At 58.6% G+C, this 20,522-nt stretch carries 14 protein-coding genes; 6 read left to right on the plus strand and 8 right to left on the minus strand.

Features of this window, described 5'->3' with window-relative positions; translation table 11 throughout:
* Positions 1 to 80 precede the first annotated feature (80 nt).
* The 4 genes from CKROP_RS07705 to CKROP_RS07720 form a co-directional block, all read right to left on the minus strand.
* Positions 81 to 1,196, minus strand: a complete 1,116-nt coding sequence (locus CKROP_RS07705) for a YhjD/YihY/BrkB family envelope integrity protein (protein ID WP_012732173.1) — start codon at positions 1,194 to 1,196, stop codon at positions 81 to 83.
* Between the two features lie 91 nt (positions 1,197 to 1,287).
* On the minus strand, positions 1,288 to 2,334 hold the full coding sequence (trpS, locus tag CKROP_RS07710; protein WP_012732174.1) for a tryptophan--tRNA ligase: 1,047 nt from the start codon (positions 2,332 to 2,334) through the stop codon (positions 1,288 to 1,290).
* 84 nt (positions 2,335 to 2,418) lie between these two features.
* A complete protein-coding gene (locus CKROP_RS07715; protein ID WP_012732175.1) occupies positions 2,419 to 3,504 on the minus strand; it encodes an exodeoxyribonuclease III in 1,086 nt (361 codons plus the stop codon).
* 174 nt (positions 3,505 to 3,678) lie between these two features.
* The gene (locus CKROP_RS07720; RefSeq protein WP_012732176.1) at positions 3,679 to 5,520 is read right to left on the minus strand and encodes an MFS transporter; all 1,842 of its coding nucleotides are present in this window, start codon (positions 5,518 to 5,520) and stop codon (positions 3,679 to 3,681) included.
* 572 nt (positions 5,521 to 6,092) lie between these two features.
* Here CKROP_RS07720 and CKROP_RS07725 point away from each other — a divergent pair.
* Together CKROP_RS07725 and CKROP_RS07730 are read left to right on the plus strand one after the other, a co-directional pair.
* Complete coding sequence (locus tag CKROP_RS07725) at positions 6,093 to 7,322, plus strand: low temperature requirement protein A (protein ID WP_012732177.1); 1,230 nt, start codon at positions 6,093 to 6,095, stop codon at positions 7,320 to 7,322.
* Positions 7,323 to 7,335: 13 nt separating this feature from the next.
* Positions 7,336 to 8,016, plus strand: coding sequence for a DNA-3-methyladenine glycosylase (locus CKROP_RS07730; RefSeq protein WP_012732178.1), 681 nt, complete (start codon positions 7,336 to 7,338; stop codon positions 8,014 to 8,016).
* Here the strand turns inward: CKROP_RS07730 and CKROP_RS07735 are convergent.
* Entirely contained in the window at positions 7,972 to 9,090 is a 1,119-nt protein-coding gene (locus CKROP_RS07735; protein ID WP_012732179.1) for an ABC transporter permease, read from the minus strand. The genes CKROP_RS07730 and CKROP_RS07735 overlap by 45 nt on opposite strands.
* Before the next feature lie 299 nt (positions 9,091 to 9,389).
* Between CKROP_RS07735 and CKROP_RS10780 the strand changes: the two genes are divergently transcribed.
* Positions 9,390 to 9,956 (plus strand): TetR/AcrR family transcriptional regulator, encoded by a 567-nt coding sequence (locus CKROP_RS10780; RefSeq protein WP_012732180.1) that lies wholly within the window; start codon positions 9,390 to 9,392, stop codon positions 9,954 to 9,956.
* 382 nt (positions 9,957 to 10,338) lie between these two features.
* Positions 10,339 to 12,555, plus strand: coding sequence for an NADP-dependent isocitrate dehydrogenase (locus tag CKROP_RS07745; RefSeq protein WP_012732181.1), 2,217 nt, complete (start codon positions 10,339 to 10,341; stop codon positions 12,553 to 12,555).
* Between the two features lie 160 nt (positions 12,556 to 12,715).
* Here CKROP_RS07745 and aspA read toward each other — a convergent pair whose 3' ends face one another.
* On the minus strand, positions 12,716 to 14,206 hold the full coding sequence (gene aspA, locus CKROP_RS07750; protein ID WP_052292497.1) for an aspartate ammonia-lyase: 1,491 nt from the start codon (positions 14,204 to 14,206) through the stop codon (positions 12,716 to 12,718).
* A gap of 1,217 nt (positions 14,207 to 15,423) precedes the next feature.
* Here aspA and CKROP_RS07755 point away from each other — a divergent pair.
* Both CKROP_RS07755 and metX read left to right on the plus strand, forming a co-directional pair.
* Complete coding sequence (locus tag CKROP_RS07755; RefSeq protein WP_012732183.1) at positions 15,424 to 16,740, plus strand: O-acetylhomoserine/O-acetylserine sulfhydrylase; 1,317 nt, start codon at positions 15,424 to 15,426, stop codon at positions 16,738 to 16,740.
* Between the two features lie 140 nt (positions 16,741 to 16,880).
* The gene (gene metX / locus CKROP_RS07760; RefSeq protein ID WP_012732184.1) at positions 16,881 to 18,065 is read left to right on the plus strand and encodes a homoserine O-acetyltransferase MetX; all 1,185 of its coding nucleotides are present in this window, start codon (positions 16,881 to 16,883) and stop codon (positions 18,063 to 18,065) included.
* A 440-nt stretch (positions 18,066 to 18,505) separates the two neighbouring features.
* Here the strand turns inward: metX and CKROP_RS07765 are convergent, their stop codons facing one another.
* Both CKROP_RS07765 and CKROP_RS07770 read right to left on the minus strand, forming a co-directional pair.
* Positions 18,506 to 19,381, minus strand: a complete 876-nt coding sequence (locus tag CKROP_RS07765) for a YsnF/AvaK domain-containing protein (protein WP_012732185.1) — start codon at positions 19,379 to 19,381, stop codon at positions 18,506 to 18,508.
* 361 nt (positions 19,382 to 19,742) lie between these two features.
* Entirely contained in the window at positions 19,743 to 20,468 is a 726-nt protein-coding gene (locus tag CKROP_RS07770; protein ID WP_081429439.1) for a metal-dependent transcriptional regulator, read from the minus strand.
* Positions 20,469 to 20,522: the final 54 nt, after the last annotated feature.

The raw sequence follows: 20,522 nt of genomic DNA on the forward strand, positions 1-20,522 counted from the left end.
CAGCTAATGAGCTCTGCGGGGCGCGATGGTCATAGTCATCGCGCCCCGCAGAAGTACATGGATCCGGCGTCCCCGCTCTACTACGCGTCGTTCTTCTTACCGCGCGCTTTGCGCATCGCCGAGCCAACGGTCAAAGCCCCAACGAGGGCGCCAACGCCCACCAAACCGGCCTTCTTCGTCGTCGATGATTCTTCATCAACCTCTGTCCCGCGGATAGAAATGACCGCAGGCGGCGGGGTGTGAACGTCGACAACTTTTCGGGATTCTTGAGTCGTGGCGGCCCACGCCGAGCAATAGAGCACAACGCGCCAGATCAGGTAGAAGAGAACCATGATGGCGATGACGGGCCCGAATGCAGCGGCCGCTGGATTGTTCATCGTGGCGGAAATGAATACCGCACCGAACTGCTTGATCAACTCAAAGGCCACTGCGCCGATAATCGCCGCCTGAAGCACCGATTTCCACGGCACTTTTTCCCTCGGCAGGAATTTCAGCAGCCAAACAAACACAATATAGTTAGCGAGCAAACCAACAATGAATGCAACCAACCAGGTCACAAAATGAATTCCCGGTACTGAATCCAGCTCAATATATTCCAGGAATTTCTTGGTCAGACTCGACGACCCAATAGCGGTCACCACAAAGGCAGCCACAAAGGCAACCAACAGCCCGATCAGGCCGATAAGATCTGACAACTTCCCCTTCACGAAATTGTCCGGGGTGATCTTCACTTTCCACATCTCAGAGACACCAAGGCGAAGGTTGCCCATCCAGCCGAGACCGGTCCAGAGTGCGGTCAAAAGACCGATAACACCGATGGAGCTGCGCCGTTCAACGGCTGTATCCACCAGCGTTTGCAGCGTGTCTTTAAGACCGCTGGTGCCCAGATCCAAGATCTGCTGCTCAACTTTGTCCATGGCAGCGTCGTTCCCCGCCAGAACGAAACCGAAGCCGGCGAAAACGATCAACATAATGGGGATGAGGGAGAGAACGGAAAAATACGTGATCCCCGCCGCAAAGTGGTTGCCACCTTGTTCGCTATAGCGGTCTTGCATGCGCATGAGGTGGTCGAGCCACGGGAACCGCAGCCGAGCCTTTTCCATTTTGCTCAGTTCGTCGTCGTGCGACCGTTCCATGCCGGTGTATTCGTCCGCGCGCCCGGTATTTTTGTCTGCCGCGTTTTTCGCTGGAGCCACAATAGCCCTTCCTTTATGGTTTCAGCTTGTGATTCAGCCAAAAATGCGGCTGACTCCGCTTCGTATCGTTCTCTCGTATTGTCTCTTAGGGTTATTTATTTTCTGGCAAAAACCCAATTTTCTTATGCACTTTACGCAAAGTTTTGTGTGCCTCATAGCGGGCACGCTCTGCGCCGTCGGCAAGAATCTTCTCCAATTGCGCCCGATCAGACATGAATTCTTCGTACCGGGCTTTCAGCGGAGTGGTGAAGGCTTCAAGAGCTTCTGCTGTGTCCTTCTTCAATTCGCCATAGCCAACGCCGGACTCTTGGTATTGTGCCGCGAGGTCCTTGGGGTCCTTATCTGTCAGCGCACCCTGGATAACAAGGAGGTTCGAGACACCCGGCTTGTTTTCGCGGTCGTAGCGGATCTCGGCATCATTATCGGTGACAGCCGAACGGATTCGCTTTGCTGACACTTTTGGATCGTCGAGCAAATTAACAATCCCTTTGGGATTCGACCCGGACTTCGACATTTTCGATGTCGGTTCCTGAAGATCGTAAATCTTCGCCGCACCCTCCGGAATAAAACCGTCGGGAACAACAAATGTTTCACCGAAACGGGAATTGAAGCGCTGCGCCAAGTTTCGGGTGAGTTCCATGTGCTGGCGCTGATCCTCCCCCACAGGAACCAGCTCCGGCTTGTACAGCAGAATGTCGGCAGCCATCAACATGGGGTAGGCGAACAAACCAGCGCTTGTCCGCTCAGTGCCCTGCTTCGACGACTTGTCTTTGAACTGGGTCATGCGGCTGGCCTCACCGAAACCGGTCAGGCATGTCATGATCCACCCAAGTTGAGCGTGCTCGGGAACGTGAGACTGCACGAACAGCGTCGACCGGTCGGGGTCAATGCCCAAAGCCAACAACTGCGCAACACCAGATAACGTGCGCTTCCTCAGTTGCTGTGGATCCTGATCCACCGTGATCGCGTGAAGGTCCGGAATAAAGTAAAAGGCGTCATAGTTATCCTGCAATTTAATGAATTGCCGGACCGCACCCAGATAATTACCTAAGTGATACGAATCTGACGTCGGTTGCAACCCCGAGACAACACGAGCCTTATGTTCTTGTGCGCTTTGTTGTTCATTCTCACTAGCCATGGGGTTTACAGTACTTCTTGCCACACGCGTTTCTGCAACCGGCCGTCAGACAGCTTCGATACCGGGCACTTGAAATAGATATTTCTATTTAAAACCGACGACGACGGGCGAATGGTCCGACCAGCGAAGATCATAGGTATCAGCGACGTCGGTGCGGGCAGCGACCGCCCGCTCAGCCAGACTCCGTGTCGCCGCGTGGACGTCGATACGCCACCCGGCACCCGTGTCAAAAGCCTGACCGCGCCAGGTGTACCAGCTGTAGGGGCCTTCTTCGTCCTCGTGGAATGAGCGTTGAACGTCAACCCATTTCGGATCTTTCGCCGGCCCCCGGAAGCTCGCTGCGGACGGTTGGTAGTCCTTGGAGGCGAAGAAATCACCAATAGCGCCGGCGTTGCCCTGCCGTCGCCCATCGCTCAAGGTCACGCCACGGGGCGCCTCGGTCGCGTCATTGATCTCAGAGACCGTCACACCGGGGCCCGGACCGAAAATGGAGTCCATAAATGCGCGCTCATCAGGCAAAAAGCCGGCCTTCTTGCGGTTGCCCTTCCAGCTCTTCAGGTCCTCTCGACGGTGGCAAATGTTCCAGTCCCCGGCGACGAGCATCTTGTCGTACTGGCCGGCCCGCTGCTCCAGCACGGGGGCAAGAGAGTCCAAAAAAGCGTATTTTTCGTCTTGTTTTTCGTTCCACCCGCCACTCGGGAGGTACAAAGACGCGAGACGCACATCGCCTAATCCCCCACCGGCGTGAATCGTCCCCTCAATCCAGCGGCCTGCATCCTCAAAATCGGGAATACCGATCTCGACGTCGTCGACGGGGTACATCGACAAGATCCCCACCCCGGCGCGACCACGACTTGCCGCCGGCGCTACGGTAAGCGACCATCCATGGTCGAGGGCAGGTTTGAGAGCATCCTCGGCCTGCTTTTCCGACGCCCGCACCTCTTGCAAGAGCACAACATCCACGTTCGCGTTCTTCAACCACTCATGGAAGCCGAGGTTCTCTTCCGACCGATGCTTGACCGCCGCACGAATTCCATTCACGTTAATCGACGCGACAGTCAGCGAGGCGTCGGCAAATGATCCGGCGGACGCGGCAAACGAATTCCGGTGTCCAGGGGTGTTGTCATCATTGGGTTTTATCGGCGCACTGTGGGGAGGCATGCCGGACATCGTAGCGGATGCGCAGGACACGACTTCATCGGGGCAGCCGACGTCGGGGCGATAGGCCTGGTCACGGCTGATCGACGGTGGGCGTCTGCGCGACGTTGGTGGGGCGTCGGCAATTATTGGGCCGCTATTCGGCCACTGTTTTGCCCCTTTATGCTCCCCGGTCTAACTGGTGTTTTAGCTGGCTGGGGCCTTGACATGCTGCACCGACGCGGTTGATCGCTTACGAACCAGCGCGGTGGGCGCCCACACAATCATGGACAGCAGCGCCATGAGAGCACCGGCCAGGCCACCACTGGAGTAGCCGAACCCGGCGGACACGACCCAGCCACCGACCATTGCTCCCCCGGCATTCGCAAGGTTCAACGCGGACTGGTTGAGGGCGGATGCGAGGTTCTGCGCCTCACCGGCCGTGTCCATCAGCCGGGACTGCAGGTTCGGGGTGAGTAGCGATCCTGACATCCCGATCAGCGCGAAGTTGATGGTGCCGAGCCACGGGTTATGGGAGGTGAAGAAGAACGCGGTCAAAATCACCATCATGACGATGAGCGAGAAGAAAATTCCACGCTCCGGGTTGTAGTCCACCAGTTTTCCGCCGAACCAGGTGCCGATAATCATGCCGACGCCGTAAGACATCAGCACGATCCACATGAGGCTTGCCGGCAGGCCAGCGACTTCCGTCATCGTCCACGAAATGTAGGTGTAGACGGCGAACATGCCACCGAATCCGACCGTGCCCATGAGCAAGGTGAGCAAAACCTGCGGCTTAATGAGCGCACTGAGTTCGGTCAACGGGTTCGTCGTCAACATAAGCGTCATGTGCGGCAGCGCGATCCAAATAGAGACCAAGGTGGCGAGCCCGATCAGCGACACCATGGCGTACGCATAATGCCAGCTCATCGCCTGGCCGATCGCCTGCGCGAGCGGAACACCGATCAACGTGGCAATCGGCAACCCCAGGTTCACAATGGCGATTGCTTGGCCTCGCTTACCAGGCTTGGACAGGGACACCGCAACCAGCGAGGACACCCCGAAGAAAGCGCCGTGTGGGATACCGGCGATAAACCGAGCCGCTATGAGGAAAGGATAGTTCGGGGCAAAAACACTTAAACCATTGCCGACGGTGAACGCCCCCATCAACAGGAGGAGCAGCCGCCGACGGGGGATTTTGCCGGTCAGAGCGGTGATCAGCGGCGCTCCGACAACAACGCCCATCGCGTAGGCGGTGACGATCCGTCCGGCGGCGCCGTCGGAAATCCCGTAATCGGCACCGATGTACTTCAGCAACCCCATGGAGACGAACTCCGTGGTACCGATGCCGAACCCGCCGATGGAGAGCGCGATCAGGGCGAACAGGGCACGTCGGGACCCCATTTCTGTTTGCCGCGGGATCGGTTTGCGCTCTGGCATGCGCTCCACGACGACCTGCTTACTGCTGTTATAGGCGTGGCGTGAAGCCTGACCCGTTTTCACAGCAGCGGCGCGGGACGTGTGCGCGGTTTTCGCTGCGACGGCACGCGAGGTGTGCGCCGTCTTTGCTGCAGCGGCACGCGACGAGTGGGCAGTTTTCGCGACTGCTTTCTTCGACGCCTGCGTACTCTTTGCCACAACCTCTTTGCGCGCCTGAGCGCGGCGGGCTCGGTTATCGCGACGTTGCTGCGCTTTCGCCGCCTTGCGGGCGGCTTTGTCCTCTGCGGTGCCGTGCGTGGCAGCGCCGTGCTCGTCGTCACCTGCGTCGTCAAGGGAGTATCCGTTGCCGTGGGCCTGCGGGTGGTCATCGATGTCGATACTCAGCGACTGGTGGACCAGCGTTGCGTACGGCTCTTGAGGAGCCCCCGACGCGTCGCCAAATTCACGCCCCGATTCACGCTCGTCGGACGCCTCCATGCCCTCCGGCGCATGGGCATCTCCCGTAGCAACAGGCTCGGTCAATGCGCGTGGCGCAATGATGTAGTTGTCTGCGTCCATATAGTCGCGAAAAACGTCGACGGCTCTACGGATGAGGCTCCCCACAGGCATCACACTTCCTCTTCTCTTGACGTCGGTGCGTCATGTACTCGTGATCGTGTGTCGATGTAGTCGGTGTAAACGTGAATTTATCGGTCTTGCGTCGGTATTAGTTCGGTCGGAATCAGGGGGTTATGCGGACGCGGAATTAACGGAATTGGCGGGCGAAGCGACGCATTGTCATGTCTCCGGAGGTTTCCTTGTGGTCGCGTTCGAGTTGCCTACATTTGCACATACGTGTGCCATCGTGCAATGCGAAATGGGCATTTTCCCCTGCACAATTCATTACATTCCCGTGCGGAGTGTGATTCGTTTTACTTTGTTGGGCTTCGAGACGGGGTAATTTCAGCTCTTCTGAGCGAAGTATCTCAGCTGCAGCCGCGACGGGTCGACTGGCTCGGCTTTGTCCGACTGTATGACCCGACCGACGTCGTCCGTCTCTGTGAGGGAAGCCGTGTCCGGTTTTGTCGGGACCGACAGGTAATCTTGACTCTGAATTTAGGCACGACCTCGCGCCTTCATCACGCTGTCATCCCGACGCCCCCCAACGCGACCGCCCCCCCTCACTAACAGAAGGACCTCCAGTGAGCTCATCTGACGTGCGAACACAGGACACTCGACGCCCCCGCTTTTTCCTCACCCCGATGCGCCCGCGTGATCCTGAGCAACCCCATCGCGCTGCGACCGTTCTGGAGCTCTTCTTCGACCTGGTCTTCGTCGTTGCCGTATCGACGGCTGGCGTGCAGTTGCACCATGCCCTCACCGAAGGCCACGCGGGCAAGGGCATTGGCCTATATCTCATGGTGTTCTTCACCATTTGGTGGGCGTGGATGAACTTCACCTGGTTTGTCACCAGTTTCGATAGCGACGACTGGCTCTACCGCTTAAGCACGTTCGTGCAGATGGCGGGCGTGCTGGTCCTCACCGCGGGGATCGGCGACGTGTTTGAAGACCGCGATTTCAGCATCATGGTCATTGGCTATGTCATTATGCGCGTTGCCATGGGAGCGCAGTGGCTTCGCGCTTCTCGCGCTAAGGGACGGGAAGGCCGTTCGGCGTTAACCTACGCCATCGGAATCTTGTCGGCGCAGGTGCTGTGGGTGATCTCGGCGATGGTCACGTCGGGACGTATTCCCCTGTGGATATTCGTTATGTTCGTCATCGTGGAGCTGTCGGTTCCTCTGGTTGCCGAGGTCACGGGTGGGACGCCGTGGCACCGGGAGCATATTGCCGAGCGGTACGGCCTGTTCACCATCATTGTTTTAGGCGAGTCGCTGTTGGGTTCGGCCAATGCGATTATCGAGGCTCTTGATGAGGGCGAGCACATTGGTCAGCTGATCGATGTGTCGATCATGACCATCGTGATCAGCGCAGGTATTTGGTGGATCTACTTTTATCCACGGCACACGGAGCGGTTATCGAACTCGTCCATTCTGTTGTCTGTCCGATGGGGCTATGCGCACTACCTGATTTTCGCGTCTGCTGGTGCGTTCTCAGCGGGGATCGAGGCGCTCGTGGACTACGTGACGGGCTCGTCGGAGCTTTCTTATGTCGCTGTGTCATTGGCGGTGACTGCGCCGGTGGCAGTCTTCATCCTCGCGATTTGGGCGGTCGCGCACCCTGGGACTCCGCGAATTGTGCGGACCGTGATTCCGGTTGGTGCTGTGGTGACGGTCGCTTCCACCTGGGTGCCGGTGCCCGTCGCCGGAGTGGCCGTAGTCATTGTGGCGATGGTCGTTGTGTTGGTGTGTAATCCTGTCGACGGTGGCGACGACGCGGACCATGAGCACGAGGCCGACCAGGTCTGCAGCTGAGGAGGTGTTATCGGTGGGGTTTCCGCCGGACTTGTTTTTCCATCCCGCGGACATTGTCGCCCCGTACGTCTTGGGGTCGACGCTTCGCCGCGGCCCGGTCGCGCTGATGATTACTGAGGTCGAGGCGTACTTGGGGGAAGCCGATCCCGCGTCACATGCTTCTCGGGGGCCGACGCCACGCTGCGCGACAATGTTCGGCCCACCGCTGCATCTCTACGTTTATGCAAGCTACGGCATTCATCGTGCGGGCAATGTGGTGTGCTGCCCCGAAGGCGTCGCGTCGGGGCTCTTGCTGCGGGCCGGGCGCGTTATTGATGGTTACGACGTCGTTCGATCTCGACGAGGTGACCGCCCCGAGGACGATGGCCTCGCCCGGGGGCCGGGGAATGTGGGATCCGCGCTGGGCCTAGATCTTCATCTCGACGGGATGCCCATCGTCGTCGATGATGGCGTTGGGACGGCGGGTGAGCCCGATGCACAGGCGGATGTCGACGCCCACGTGGTTGACGTCGGCAATCCCGAAGCTCCCGAGCTGCGGCTGAGCCGTGCCCGCGATGAGGACGACATTGCCCCTTATGTCACGGGCCCGCGGATCGGGATCTCGAAGAACAAAGAGGCGCCGCTACGGTTTTGGATTCCTGGGGATCGTTCAGTGACTCCGCCTCGAGGCTGTCCACGCAGACCAACCGGCTAGCGCTATTCCTAGCAGAGCCCAGCAGGCCAGCACGATGCCGTGGGTAGCCCACCCGGCGCCGTCGAAAAATCCGACCGAACGTAGTGCTGAGCCGGCAGCGCCTAAGGGGAGGAATTGTCCGATGGTTCCCCATGGCGAAGGCAGCCAATCAGGGCCCGTTTGCATGCCGGAGAGCGGGTTCGACAGGAACATGACGAACACAGCGCCAATGCCCAATCCCGCGTAGCCGAACTTGGACTCCATGCCGAGTACGAACATCGAAACACCGACGATGGCCAGCGATAATGTGCCCACGATTTCCCAATAACTTCCGTCGACGACGTCGAAGCCGAAGCGCATCACAGCGGCCAAGATGAAGCCAGCGATGATGGCGAACGCCCCGCAGGCGAGAAATCGGCGAGTGCGTCCTCCGCGGACCTGGGTAGACAGGACGACTGCGGAGATCATGCCGCCAAACGCCATCGGGAGCGCCAGAGTAGCGAAGGCGGTTCCATGTTCGTCGCCGGAAGCTGGCGGGGCCACATCTGTGGTGGTGACCTGGGCACCTTGCGCCGTGAGCGTTTGGGTGACCCCATTCATGACCTGGAGATATGTAGTTCCGGCACCTGTCGCGGTAATCACCTCGGCAGTGGGAACAGGGGTGCCGTTGGGGCCGGCCGTCGGCTGTCCCAGCGCGATGCCTCCGATGGCCTCGCGGTCGTGAACGACCTGTTTGGCGTCGTCAACATGTTTGATCTCAAACACCCCGGGCTCGTTGTGCTCCATGTTTTGAGTGAGTTGGTTAACCGCCTGGTCCGGCCCGCTGACAGCGAGCGGGAGATCTTTCGCACCGGAATTCACTGCCGGTGCCAAGAAGGACAACAGCATGAGGGTGACGATGGCGGGGAGGCCGAGCACAATACCCACTACTTTTCCAGCCGACGTGTGTTCAGTGGTTTTCGACGTGTTTGTCGACGCCTCGTTGGTGGCGTTGTTAGGTGCCTGGTTCGTGGTGGATTCCGTGGTGTTAGTGGCGTGTGTGGTGGCCTGGGCGCTCTTGGTGGTCACCTCCGTGGAACCGCTGTTCATTGCCATAAGGTCTCCTCTTTTTCTGTTTTTCTGATTTGTTTCGCCGTGTAACGCGACCGTCGTCGTTTTCCGCGATGCTGTCTGTGTCGTGCGACGTGGCCGTTGACGTGCATGGACGTGGTTAACCCCTAGGTAGGACCCGAAAGTGCGACCTGTCGGCGTTACCCGAATAAACGGAACACTTCGCTCCGAATGCAAATGGAGCATAGCGCTCCGTTTAGATTGGCGCAAACGCGCCAGACGTGACAGAATGTGAACCCATCAACGGTTTCAAGCGCTGAGACCACACCACTAGGAGAAACATCGTGCGTGCAGACGCGACTGCCAGCCGTGCCGCCATCATTGACGCTGCGTGGCAAGGTTTTGCCACCAACGGTCCAGATATTTCACTGCGGTCCATCGCACAGGATGCTGGGGTTGGCATCGCTACCCTCTACCGGCACTTCCCTACACGCGAGGACCTCTTTGTGGGCGTCGCCGAAGAAATGGTGGCCCGGTTCAAAGCAGTGTGTGATCAGTACGTTGACGCGCCGTCCTGGGATGAAGATCCGGCCACTACATGGTCAGCTTTCATTGCCGACGATTACGAATTACGAATGGGCGCTTTGGTGGCACAAATAGCTGAAAAGATCGCTGTGTCGCCTGAACTTTATGATCGGATTACAGCTTTACGCACGAAGGCTTTGAGTCAGGTGGAACCCGTACTGAATCGCGCTAAAAACGCTGGGCTGGTTCGCCCAGAAATCAGCCCAGCACAGTTCCAAATGGGAGTGGGCCTTCTGAGCCGGCCTCTTCCAGCCACGTTGGAGCAACTCGAACCGGGCTTTTCCTCATGGTTACTGGACACCTTCGCGCGGGGAATAGCGCCCTAGGGGACCCCGCTCCAGCCAGGTAGGCACGCCCATCGCTCCCCAGCCCCAGCTGCGGGGACCAACCGTCACATCCCCACCTTCTCGACGAGCGTATCGTCGCCCCGTCTGTGGGGGTGCCTCACATCGTGGAGTCGCATTTGTGGCGTCGTCACGTACTCTAGAAAAAGGAAGTATCCGCTATGTTGATAGCTTTGCTACCCAGGCCTTGTCTAGGTGATGACGCACTGCACGAATCCGCAGATCAATGCTGTATATGCACATCATATGCAGATCACAACATCTGCACACCGTCGGCAGTAATCTTGCCCGGACACCGGCCTTGGCACGCACAGCACGCATAATCCTGAACAATATTTAGCGAGTAAGGGAGTTTTGCCCCACCATGGGAACAATTATCTACACCCGTACCGATGAAGCGCCTTTGATGGCAACGTATTCGTTGAAGCCAGTGGTGGAAGCGTTTGCGTCAACCGCCGGTGTCGACGTCGAAACCCGGGATATTTCATTGGCGGCGCGCACCTTGGCGGCGTTCAATGATGTGCTGCCGGAGGACCAGCGGGTCAACGATGCGCTGGCCGAACTGGGTGCGCTGGCAAAGACCCCGGACGCAAATATTGTGAAGCTGCCGAACATTTCAGCGTCGGTACCCCAGCTCAAGGCGACGATTAAGGAGCTTCAGGCCGCTGGATACGAACTCCCGGATTACCCCGAGGAGCCGTCGACGGACGAGGAACGCGACGCTCGCGCCCGCTACGACTCGGTCAAGGGCTCTGCCGTTAACCCTGTTCTGCGCGAGGGTAACTCGGACCGTCGCGCGCCGAAGGCCGTCAAGAACTTCGCCCGCAAGCACCCGCACACAATGGGTGAATGGAGCAAGGACTCCAAGACCAACGTGTCGACGATGGAGTCGGACGATTTCCGGCACAACGAGCAGTCGGCGGTTCTTGAGAACGACGATGAACTGCGGATTCAGCTGGTCGCCCCGAATGGCGAAACCACCGTTCTTAAGGAATCCCTCCCTGTTCTCAAGGGCGAGATTGTCGACGGCACCGTGCTGAGCGCGAAGGCACTGGACACGTTCCTCCGTGCCCAGGTCAGCCGCGCGAAGGCGGAGGGTGTGCTGTTCTCTGTCCACCTGAAGGCAACCATGATGAAGGTATCGGACCCGGTGATCTTCGGTCACGTGGTCCGCGCCTACTTCCACGATGTTTTCGACAAGTACGGCGAAGAACTACTTGCCGCCGGCCTCAATGGCGAAAACGGTTTAGGCGCCATCCTTGAAGGCCTGTCGGATCTGGACAACGGCGACGAGATTAAGGACGCGTTCGAGCAGGCCCTGAAGGACAACGCTGCTCTGGCGATGGTGAACTCCCACAAGGGCATCACGAACCTTCACGTCCCGTCGGACGTCATTATCGACGCCTCCATGCCCGCGATGATCCGCACCTCCGGCCATATGTGGAACGCCGATGACGAAGAACAAGACACCTTGGCAGTCATTCCGGATTCGTCATATGCCGGTGTTTACCAGGCAGTTATCGACGACTGCCGCGAGAACGGCGCTTTCGACCCGACGACGATGGGCACCGTTCCGAACGTCGGGCTGATGGCTCAGAAGGCGGAAGAATACGGTTCGCACGACAAGACGTTCGTGATGCCGTCCGACGGGAAGGTGCAGGTCGTCGACAAGTCCGGCACCGTGCTGATGGAGCACGACGTCGAGGCCAACGACATTTGGCGCGCCTGCCAGACGAAGGACATCCCGGTGCGCAACTGGGTCGGCCTGGCCGTTGAGCGCGCACGCCTGTCGGGAATGCCGGCCGTGTTCTGGCTCGACCCGGAGCGCGCACACGACAACAACGTGCGTGCGAAGGTCGAGGAATACCTGAAGGACGAGGACACCGACGGCCTGGACATCCAGATCATGGATCCCGTCGCCGCCACGAAGTACTCGATCGACCGCATCCGCAAGGGCGAGGACACCATCTCGGTCACCGGCAACGTGCTGCGTGATTACCTGACCGATCTCTTCCCCATCATGGAGCTGGGCACGTCAGCAAAGATGCTGTCTGTGGTTCCGCTGATCGCTGGTGGCGGGCTCTTCGAAACCGGTGCGGGCGGATCCGCACCGAAGCACGTGCAGCAGCTGCAAGAGGAAAACCACCTGCGTTGGGATTCGCTGGGTGAGTTCCTTGCCCTGGCGGAATCGTTCCGCTTCTTTGCCCGCAAGGACGGGAACGATCGCGCTGGGATCCTTGCCGATGCGCTGGATAAGGCCACCGAGAGTGTGCTGGAAGAGGGGCATTCCCCGTCGCGTAAGGTCAACGAGATCGACAACCGCGGCTCGCACTTCTACCTCGCGTTGGGTTGGGCGAAGGCGTTGGCTCAGCAGACCGACGATGCCGATTTGGCTGCGGCTTTCAAGCCGATTGCCGACGCTCTCGACGAGAAGAAGGATCAGATCGCGGAAGAGCTGCTCTCTGTGCAGGGCTCCGAGGTCGACTTGGGCGGCTACTACTGGCCGTCGGATGACAAGGTCAACGCTGTGATGCGGCCGTCAAAGACCTTCAACACGATCATCGACGTCCTGCACCGGTAGGGGTTTACCTGCGTTGAAGGTACCTAGTTGAGTCTGCCGCCACTGGCGGCCCGCGCTAGGTGACTCGGGGGGGACAGGTGCGACGGGGGCACCAGGCTGATTCGTGTGCCCCGCCCTGAGCGCGTCGTCAGTTTTTGGCGCACCCATCCCGAGCGCACCGTTAGTCTTCCTCGACCCCGTTGTATAGTTTTCCGTGGAAGCTGGGGCTCAGTAGGTTGTGATGGCTGAGGACATCGTCAAGCGTATCTCTATCCAGCAGCCCTTTCTCCAGAACGAGGTCGCGCACGGATCGGCCGGTCTGAGCCGCTTCTTTACCAATCACATCGCCCCAGTGGTGGCCGATCAGCGGGTTCAGATACGTGATGATTCCGATCGAATTGTCTACATAACGGCGGCAAACGGTCTCGTTAGCGGTGATTCCGATGACGCAGCGGGTGCGCAGCGTCGTGCAGGCCCGCACGAGGAACCGCACCGATTCGAACGCACATTGCGCGATCACCGGTTCCATCACGTTCAACTGCAATTGTCCGGCTTCCGCAGCCATCGCGACGGTGACGTCGTTTCCAAAGACTTTGAAACAAATTTGATTAACGACTTCCGGAATAACCGGGTTAACCTTCGCCGGCATAATCGACGAGCCCGCCTGGCGTTCGGGGAGATTAATTTCGTTTAACCCGGCACGCGGCCCCGACGACAGAAGACGCAAATCATTGCAAATCTTCGATAATTTCATTGCCAGACGTTTGACGGCCGAGTGCGCGTTGACATACGCGCCCGTGTCGCTGGTTGCCTCGATCAGGTCGCGGGCGGGCTTAATGTCCAGGCCAGACACTGTGCTTAGTGCGCGGATCACCGCTGCTTGATACCCCGCAGGAGTGTTCAGGCCGGTGCCGATGGCCGTCGCGCCCAGGTTCATCTCACGTAGTTGGCTTTGAGCACGTTCCAGCTGACTCCGCTCTTCCGCCAAATTGTTTCCAAACGCACGGAATTCTTGTCCTAATGACATGGGGACGGCATCTTGTAATTGCGTCCGCCCCATTTTCATAACGTCGTTGAATTCATTTCCCTTGGCCAGGAATGCGCGTTCCAGAGCGTCGACATGGTTCGCCAATTGTTCAATCGCGAAGTGCAAACCTAAACGGAAACCGGTTGGGTAAGCGTCATTCGTCGATTGGGACATATTGACGTCGTCGTTTGGATTAATAACGTCGTAATTACCCTTCGGCTCCCCCAGGTATTCGAGCGCGAAATTCGCGACGACTTCATTCGTGTTCATATTCACGGACGTGCCCGCCCCGCCCTGGAACACGTCGATAGGAAACTGATCCATCCCGCGGTGTTTGTCGAGAATCTGATCGCAAGCCCAGATAATCGCCTCCGCCTTTTTGGCTGGTAGCGCGTGGACTTCGCGGTTCGCGATGGCGGCGGCTTTCTTGACCATCACCATGCCGCGGATGAGCTCCGGAACGTGATTGATGTTCGTCCGCGAAATCTGGAAATTCTCGACCGCGCGCAGCGTGTGCACACCGTAGTAGGCGTCGGCGGGAACCTGCAGAGTGCCCAGTAGGTCGGTTTCCTCACGAAAACTCTGCGCGCTCTTCGCCCGCTGCGAGTGCGTTTCCGCCGACGTAATAATGTCCGTCGAGGTCATGACGACCCCGATTCTTTCCGACGACGACCCCGGCGCGGCTACCGGGACGTCCCAGGCTTCCGACGAAGGGGTGTGGGATTCCGAAGTGGTCGCCGTCGGAGATACCTCGTTGTGTTGATCAGTTGGTTCGTTGCCCTGATTGTCGGAGGGGCGGGATGCGGATTGCTCGGACACTGTAAACCTCGATCTGTTATCGGTGTAACAACATGCTGCATGGGTGCGCAGCGTGTTGACCTGGCTTATTCCCCATCGATGCGGAAGCTCTCCCCAGAGTGCCGACAATCCATTCGCACACCCTCGCATTACTGATCAGCTACTGATCACTTGCGTAAGTGCCATCAGGCTACCTTTGCCTCGAGCGAATGTTCACTTGAGACACGTCGAGGATGATCTACCTCAACGACGGGTTATTACCCCACTTTGTAGCAGGGTGTTTATTACAGCCCCACGGTTGGAGGGGCCGGTGCCTCAACCCCGCGGGTAGTGGGGCCGGCATCATAAACAAGTTCCCGCCGACATAAGGCCACTTCATCGACCCCTTTTCCTAGCGGGGTACCATCTTGTTTCACTGCCTTGCCAGCGGGAACTCGCTCTGCAACCAAGACTAGTCGCTCCCCACAGCCAGCGGGAAGGGATATTTGATTCCGAGCCCAAACGGGGGTGGATTCGTCGATGTCGCGGATATGCGTTCCTGAACTGCTCCCCGTTAGTTGGACTGAGAAATTAGACACCGACTAGTGGGGAGCAGTTCAGTTTTCACAACCGATCACGGTATACCTCCGCAGTTTTCGGCACGCGGACGTGAACTCCGCGTGACAGCAACGTGTTGCGTTCATCCACCAGCGCGTGAGCATCGCCAACACACGATTAACATCCCACATGCAGTGAACTATAAGCCTCGTACAACACACAATCTACATACCGCTTAGTCTAGAATTTTTCATAGCTCTGAGCTGGGCATATTTACGCAAAATAGACAGGGCGGTTTGCACTAGACCGAGCGGTACATTAATCTCTTTTTATGAGTTCGGAAGAGCTTACCTTCGGGTAACGACCACACCGTTTCTCCACAAGCGGCTACGCCACCTCGGGCGCCAGGGAAAACGTTTAGGGCAAACGTCCCGAGAGCCAGACGGCGAGAAAACCGACAGCCACACAAACCCGACGGCCACAAAACCACCACACAAGACCAACACAACGAATTTTGAGGAAACACCATGACAACCAAGTACGACAACAGCAACGCCGACCAGTGGGGCTTCAAGACCCGCGCCATCCACGCCGGCCAGCCGGTCGATAGTGAGACAAGCTCACGAAACCTCCCGATTTACCTCACGTCCTCATACGTTTTCGACTCCGCCGAGCACGCCAAGCAGCGCTTCGGCCTGGAGGACGAGGGCCCGATTTACTCGCGCCTGACAAATCCGACGGTGGCCGCCGTCGAAAATAGGTTGGCTTCCCTTGAGGGTGGAACGCATGCGGTGCTCTTCGCGTCCGGTCAGGCGGCGGAGACGGCGGCGTTCCTGAATATCGCGAGGTCGGGGTCGCATATCGTGTCGTCACCGCGCTTGTATGGCGGCACGGAGACGCTGTTGGCACACACGTTCCGTCGGCTCGGGATTGAGGTCACGTTCGTGGAGGATCCGGACGATCCGCAGTCGTGGGACGCGGCCGCGAAGGACAACACGGTGGCGTTTTATGGCGAGACGTTCGCCAACCCGCAGGCCGATATCCTGGACATTCCGGCGATCGCGGAGGTTGCCCATGAGCATTCCGTACCCTTGATCGTCGACAATACTGTGGCGACGGCGGCTGCTGTGCGTCCTTTGGAGCTGGGTGCCGACGTTGTTGTGGCGTCGTTGACGAAGTTTTACACCGGCAACGGGTCCGGGCTTGGCGGTGTGTTAATCGACGGCGGGAAGTTCGATTGGACGGTGGAGCGCGACGGCAAGCCGCTGTTCCCCGATTTTGTCGAGCCGGATCCCGCGTACCACGGGTTGAAGTACGCGGACCTGGGGAATGTGGCGTTCGGGTTGAAGGCTCGCGCGGGGTTGCTCCGCGATACGGGTGCGACGCCATCGCCGTTTAACGCGTGGGTCACTGCCCAAGGTCTGGATACCTTATCTCTTCGCATCGCAAAGCATAACGAAAATGCGCAGAAAGTCGCTGAATATCTGGAAAGCAATCCGAAGGTCACGAAGGTTAACTTCCCTGGGCTGAAGAGTTCGCCATGGTATTCGGTCAAGGAGAAACTGGGGCTGAAATACCCCGGCTCGGTGTTCTCATTCGACATCGATGGCGGGCGCGACACGGCGTGGAAGTTCATTGACGCCCTGAAGCTGCACTCGGACCTGGCCAATGTTGGCGACGTGCGGTCGCTGGTTGTCCACCCGGCCTCGACCACGCACTCCCAGTCCGATGAGCCGGCGCTGCGTGCTGCGGGAATCAACGAGTCAACCATCCGACTCTCTGTCGGCATCGAGGACATCGACGACATCATCAACGACCTCAAGCAGGCCTTTGAGCAAATTTAATCTTCTAGGTTAATTTTCTAAGGGTTAATCTTCTTGCCGACGAGGGGCTGGCCGCGCAACGATGGCCGGCCCTTTGGCCGTGTGTTGTGCGCCCGTGTGTTGTCGGGGTGGGCACGCCAGACAATAAGGAGGTGTCGGCCGTGACCGAACAGGTAACGCTTCCGCCCAATGGGCAGTACGTCGACGTGCCTTTCTCGCCGGCCGACGACCCATGGGTGACGGAGGCTGGTGTTCCGCTACCTGGCGCGTCGCTCCGCATATACGCGTTTTACACCACACCGGGCGACACGATGCCCGACTCAACACCGGGCGATGTCGCGCCCGACCTAACGCCAGACGCCACCCCTCCCCCAAACCCTCTCGACCGCCCGATAATCCTCATCGAGCATGCTCTCACGGGCGATGGCAACGCCGCCGAATGGTGGCAAGGGCTCATCGGCCCAGGCCTCGGCTTCGACACAGACCGCTACCTCGTCCTTTGCACGAATGTCCTGGGAGGCTGCAATGGCAGCACGGGTCCGTCGTCGATAAGTCCTGATGGAGCACCGTGGGGGTCGCGCTTCCCGGCCCTATCCATGCGGGACATGGTCGATGCCGAACACTGCGCGCTGGAGCAACTCGGCATCCGGCGGCTTCACGCCGTCGTTGGCGCATCGATGGGCGGGGCGCGGGCCCTGGAATGGTGCATCATGTTCCCCGACGTGGTCGCGTCGGCACTGGTTATCGCGGTTTCCGCCCGAGCGAGCGCGTGGCAAATCGGCATTCAATCTGCGCAAATCCGGTTCATCGAGGCCGACCCTGATTGGCAGGGCGGCGACTATTACGGCACCGGGCGGGCGCCCACTCACGGGATCGGCCAGGCGCGGCGCATTGCACACCTAACTTATCGGGGCGAGCTCGAGCTCGACGAGCGATTCGGCGCCGACCCTCAGCGCGACGAAGATCCATACGGCCCCTACCGGCACCGTGACCAGCGCTTTTCCATCGAAAGCTACCTGGATTCGCAGGCCTCCAAGCTCGCCGCACGGTTCGACGCCGGGAGCTACGTGATCCTCACCGACGCGCTCAACCGCCACGACATCGGACGCGGGCGCGGCGGCATGAACGCCGTCCTCGGCGAATGCACCGTCCCGATCATGGTTGCCGGCGTCGATTCCGACATCCTCTACCCGTTTCACCAGCAGGAACACCTGTCGCGCAACCTCGGCAACTTCATTGGGCTGTCAAAAATTACGACGCCGACCGGGCACGACGGCTTCCTCACCGAGACGCTGCAGACCCGGCGGATCGTCGAAAAATTCCTAAACAAGATTGTCGACGATTAAAAGCTCGGTGGGGGCCGTGGGGAATGTGATGAAACCGCAGTGCACATCGCTGGAGTAAACCGCGGGAAACGTGCGGATGAGGAATATAAGCGGGAAATTCCTAGGTTTTCTCGCGTCTGAGCTCGAAAACTGCGGCGGAATACGCGGCCCAACGAAAAGTGCGGGGCGATATGCCAGAAAAATGGCCAAAAATTGACCATATCCACCCGCAGTTTTCACAACCGACCCCTACATACCCCCACAGTTTTCCAACACGCGGGTGCGAACCGCGCAAACACCATCGCAAAGCAGAGTTAAAGCCCCTCAGACACAACAAAAGGCGCGCCTACCAGGCTGGTAAGCACGCCGTTTGTCTAACTATGAAAGAGAACTAATCCTCCGAGCGCCGTGAACCCATGAGATCACGGGACCATAGCTCGCGGACTAATAGTCCACTTGGACTACTTCTTGCCGTCCTTGGTCTCGTCCTGGAACTCGACGCGTTCCTTCTTGAGGTCCTCGGAAACCTTCTGCTTCTCGGTGACGGTCTCCTTGTTCAGGTTGATCTTCTCCACCGGCACGGTTTCCTTGTCAACGTTGACCTGCTCCTCGTGGAGCACAACGTCGGCGTTCTCTTCGCCAATGCGGGTGTTGCCCAGCTTCTTGGCTTCCTCCGGCGAGAGCTTCTCGCGCTCGACCTTCACCTCTTCGCGGCTGACCGGTACCTCGACGGTTTCGGTGTCCTCGACGACGTACTTGCGCAGGCGGGCACGGCCGGAGGCAACCTTCTCCTTGTTAACGTTGAGCTGTTCTTCGGAACGGATCACGGAACCGTCGTCGGAGGTAGCAGCCTTCTTGCCAGTGTCAGCGGAGGTCTTCTTCGTCTCAGCAGAGGTCTTCGTAGTTTCCTCACGACGACCCGTCGTACCAGCAGCGGTTCCAGCGGCAGCGCCGGTCCCAGCAGCAGTACCAGCCTGAGCAGCGTTTCCGCGGTCAGAGGTCTGAGTCTGAGCGGAGTCCTGCGTCGTCAAGCCGTAGTGCTTGTACAGACGCTCTTCTTCCTCGGGCTCCAGACCTTCGTCGGTGTCAGAGATGTTCGGAGCGTCCGAGATCTCATCCTTGGTGTGAGCAACATGGAGTTCCTCGTTGTTCAGCTTAGCGCCAGCCAGCGGGACGAGAGAACTATTGCGACCAAACAGTCCGGTGTTCACGGCTACGAACGTCGGCTCACCGCTATTGCTGTCGACGAAAAGCTGGCCAACCTTGCCAACCTTGTCGCCATTCTTGTCAAAAGCGGTGGACTCGAGCACGGCCTGAATGAACTTCTGATCAGCCACGTAAATCTCCTTTACTGATAGTTACGCAATATATCTAATAAAACTGCTAAAACAACGCAGCAGGCGTGCTACAAAGGACTTGACCGAAATGGGAAGCACGTCAAGCAGGAGCATGCCAATCTACGTTAGGTTGTCTGAACGCTTTCGCGTACCGAACACAACTCACATTAGTTGGCTTATCTCAGCTCCGCTACCATCTCGCAGCAAAAAGGGGCATTTTTGCCACTAATCTGCAGCTTTTAAGCTGGCTCTATAAAAAGTTTACCTGGTATTATAAGAACAACATAACGATCAAGTAACAATTAACTGATTCCCTTGCACTCCCGAAAATCACTTGCCGACGGGGGCTTCACCTCGTCACCTATTTGACCCTGATATCCCTTGCCGACGCTGCGCTAATGCTTGCTATATCAACCCCGTTCTCGGTACCCGCTGACGTGGAGGCGTTCGCCGCGCTGGAACCACCCTCCCCTTCATCCACGAGCTGGATATTCATCATCCCGCCATAAGGACGCGGCAAAACGACGACATCGACCCCCGGCACAATCCCCTTCGTCGCTAAGTAACGCAAAAGACCCGAGTCGCGGTCAGCAATGCGCACAATCCCCACCACGTCGCCTTCCTGCGCAGTATCCAACGGCAAGCCAGGATCGGTCTCAGCGACATTGCCCTCCTTGTCCGGGATGGGATCGCCATGCGGATCGCGCGTGGGATTGCCCATGAGAGCCGCGATACGCTCGACAAATATGTCCGACACAGCATGCTCGAGGTGCTCGGCCTCGTCGTGAACCTCATCCCAGCTATAACCGACGCACTCGCACAGATACATCTCCAGCAAGCGATGCCGACGAACCATTTGCAAAGCCAATGGTCGCCCGGTTGAGGAGAGCTCGATGGGCTTATACGCCTCATGAACAATGAGCCCCTGCTGCACCAGCCGCTTCAACGCCTCTGACACCGTCGACGCTTTCTGCCCTAGGACTTCGCCGATCCGCGTCGACGTGACCGGGCCCGCGTTCCACTCGCCCAGGTCATAAATCACCTTCAGGTAGTCCTGGGTACGGTCCGGCAAATCAGAAACGTGCATGCCCCTCATCGTATTAGGTGACCAGCACATCAAGCTAGGGGTCCGAGGTCATCG

The organism is Corynebacterium kroppenstedtii DSM 44385, assembly GCF_000023145.1.
Classification (GTDB): Bacteria; Actinomycetota; Actinomycetes; order Mycobacteriales; family Mycobacteriaceae; genus Corynebacterium; species Corynebacterium kroppenstedtii.

Excerpts from the sequence above, each read along its gene's own strand:
- trpS (WP_012732174.1), bottom strand. The coding sequence starts at position 2,334 with ATGGCTAGTGAGAATGAACAACAAAGCGCACAAGAACATAAGGCTCGT.
- CKROP_RS07715 (WP_012732175.1), bottom strand. The coding sequence starts at position 3,504 with ATGTCCGGCATGCCTCCCCACAGTGCGCCGATAAAACCCAATGATGAC.
- CKROP_RS07720 (WP_012732176.1), bottom strand. The coding sequence starts at position 5,520 with ATGCCTGTGGGGAGCCTCATCCGTAGAGCCGTCGACGTTTTTCGCGAC.
- CKROP_RS07735 (WP_012732179.1), bottom strand. The coding sequence starts at position 9,090 with ATGGCAATGAACAGCGGTTCCACGGAGGTGACCACCAAGAGCGCCCAG.
- CKROP_RS07745 (WP_012732181.1), top strand. The coding sequence starts at position 10,339 with ATGGGAACAATTATCTACACCCGTACCGATGAAGCGCCTTTGATGGCA.
- aspA (WP_052292497.1), bottom strand. The coding sequence starts at position 14,206 with ATGACCTCGACGGACATTATTACGTCGGCGGAAACGCACTCGCAGCGG.
- CKROP_RS07755 (WP_012732183.1), top strand. The coding sequence starts at position 15,424 with ATGACAACCAAGTACGACAACAGCAACGCCGACCAGTGGGGCTTCAAG.
- CKROP_RS07770 (WP_081429439.1), bottom strand. The coding sequence starts at position 20,468 with ATGCACGTTTCTGATTTGCCGGACCGTACCCAGGACTACCTGAAGGTG.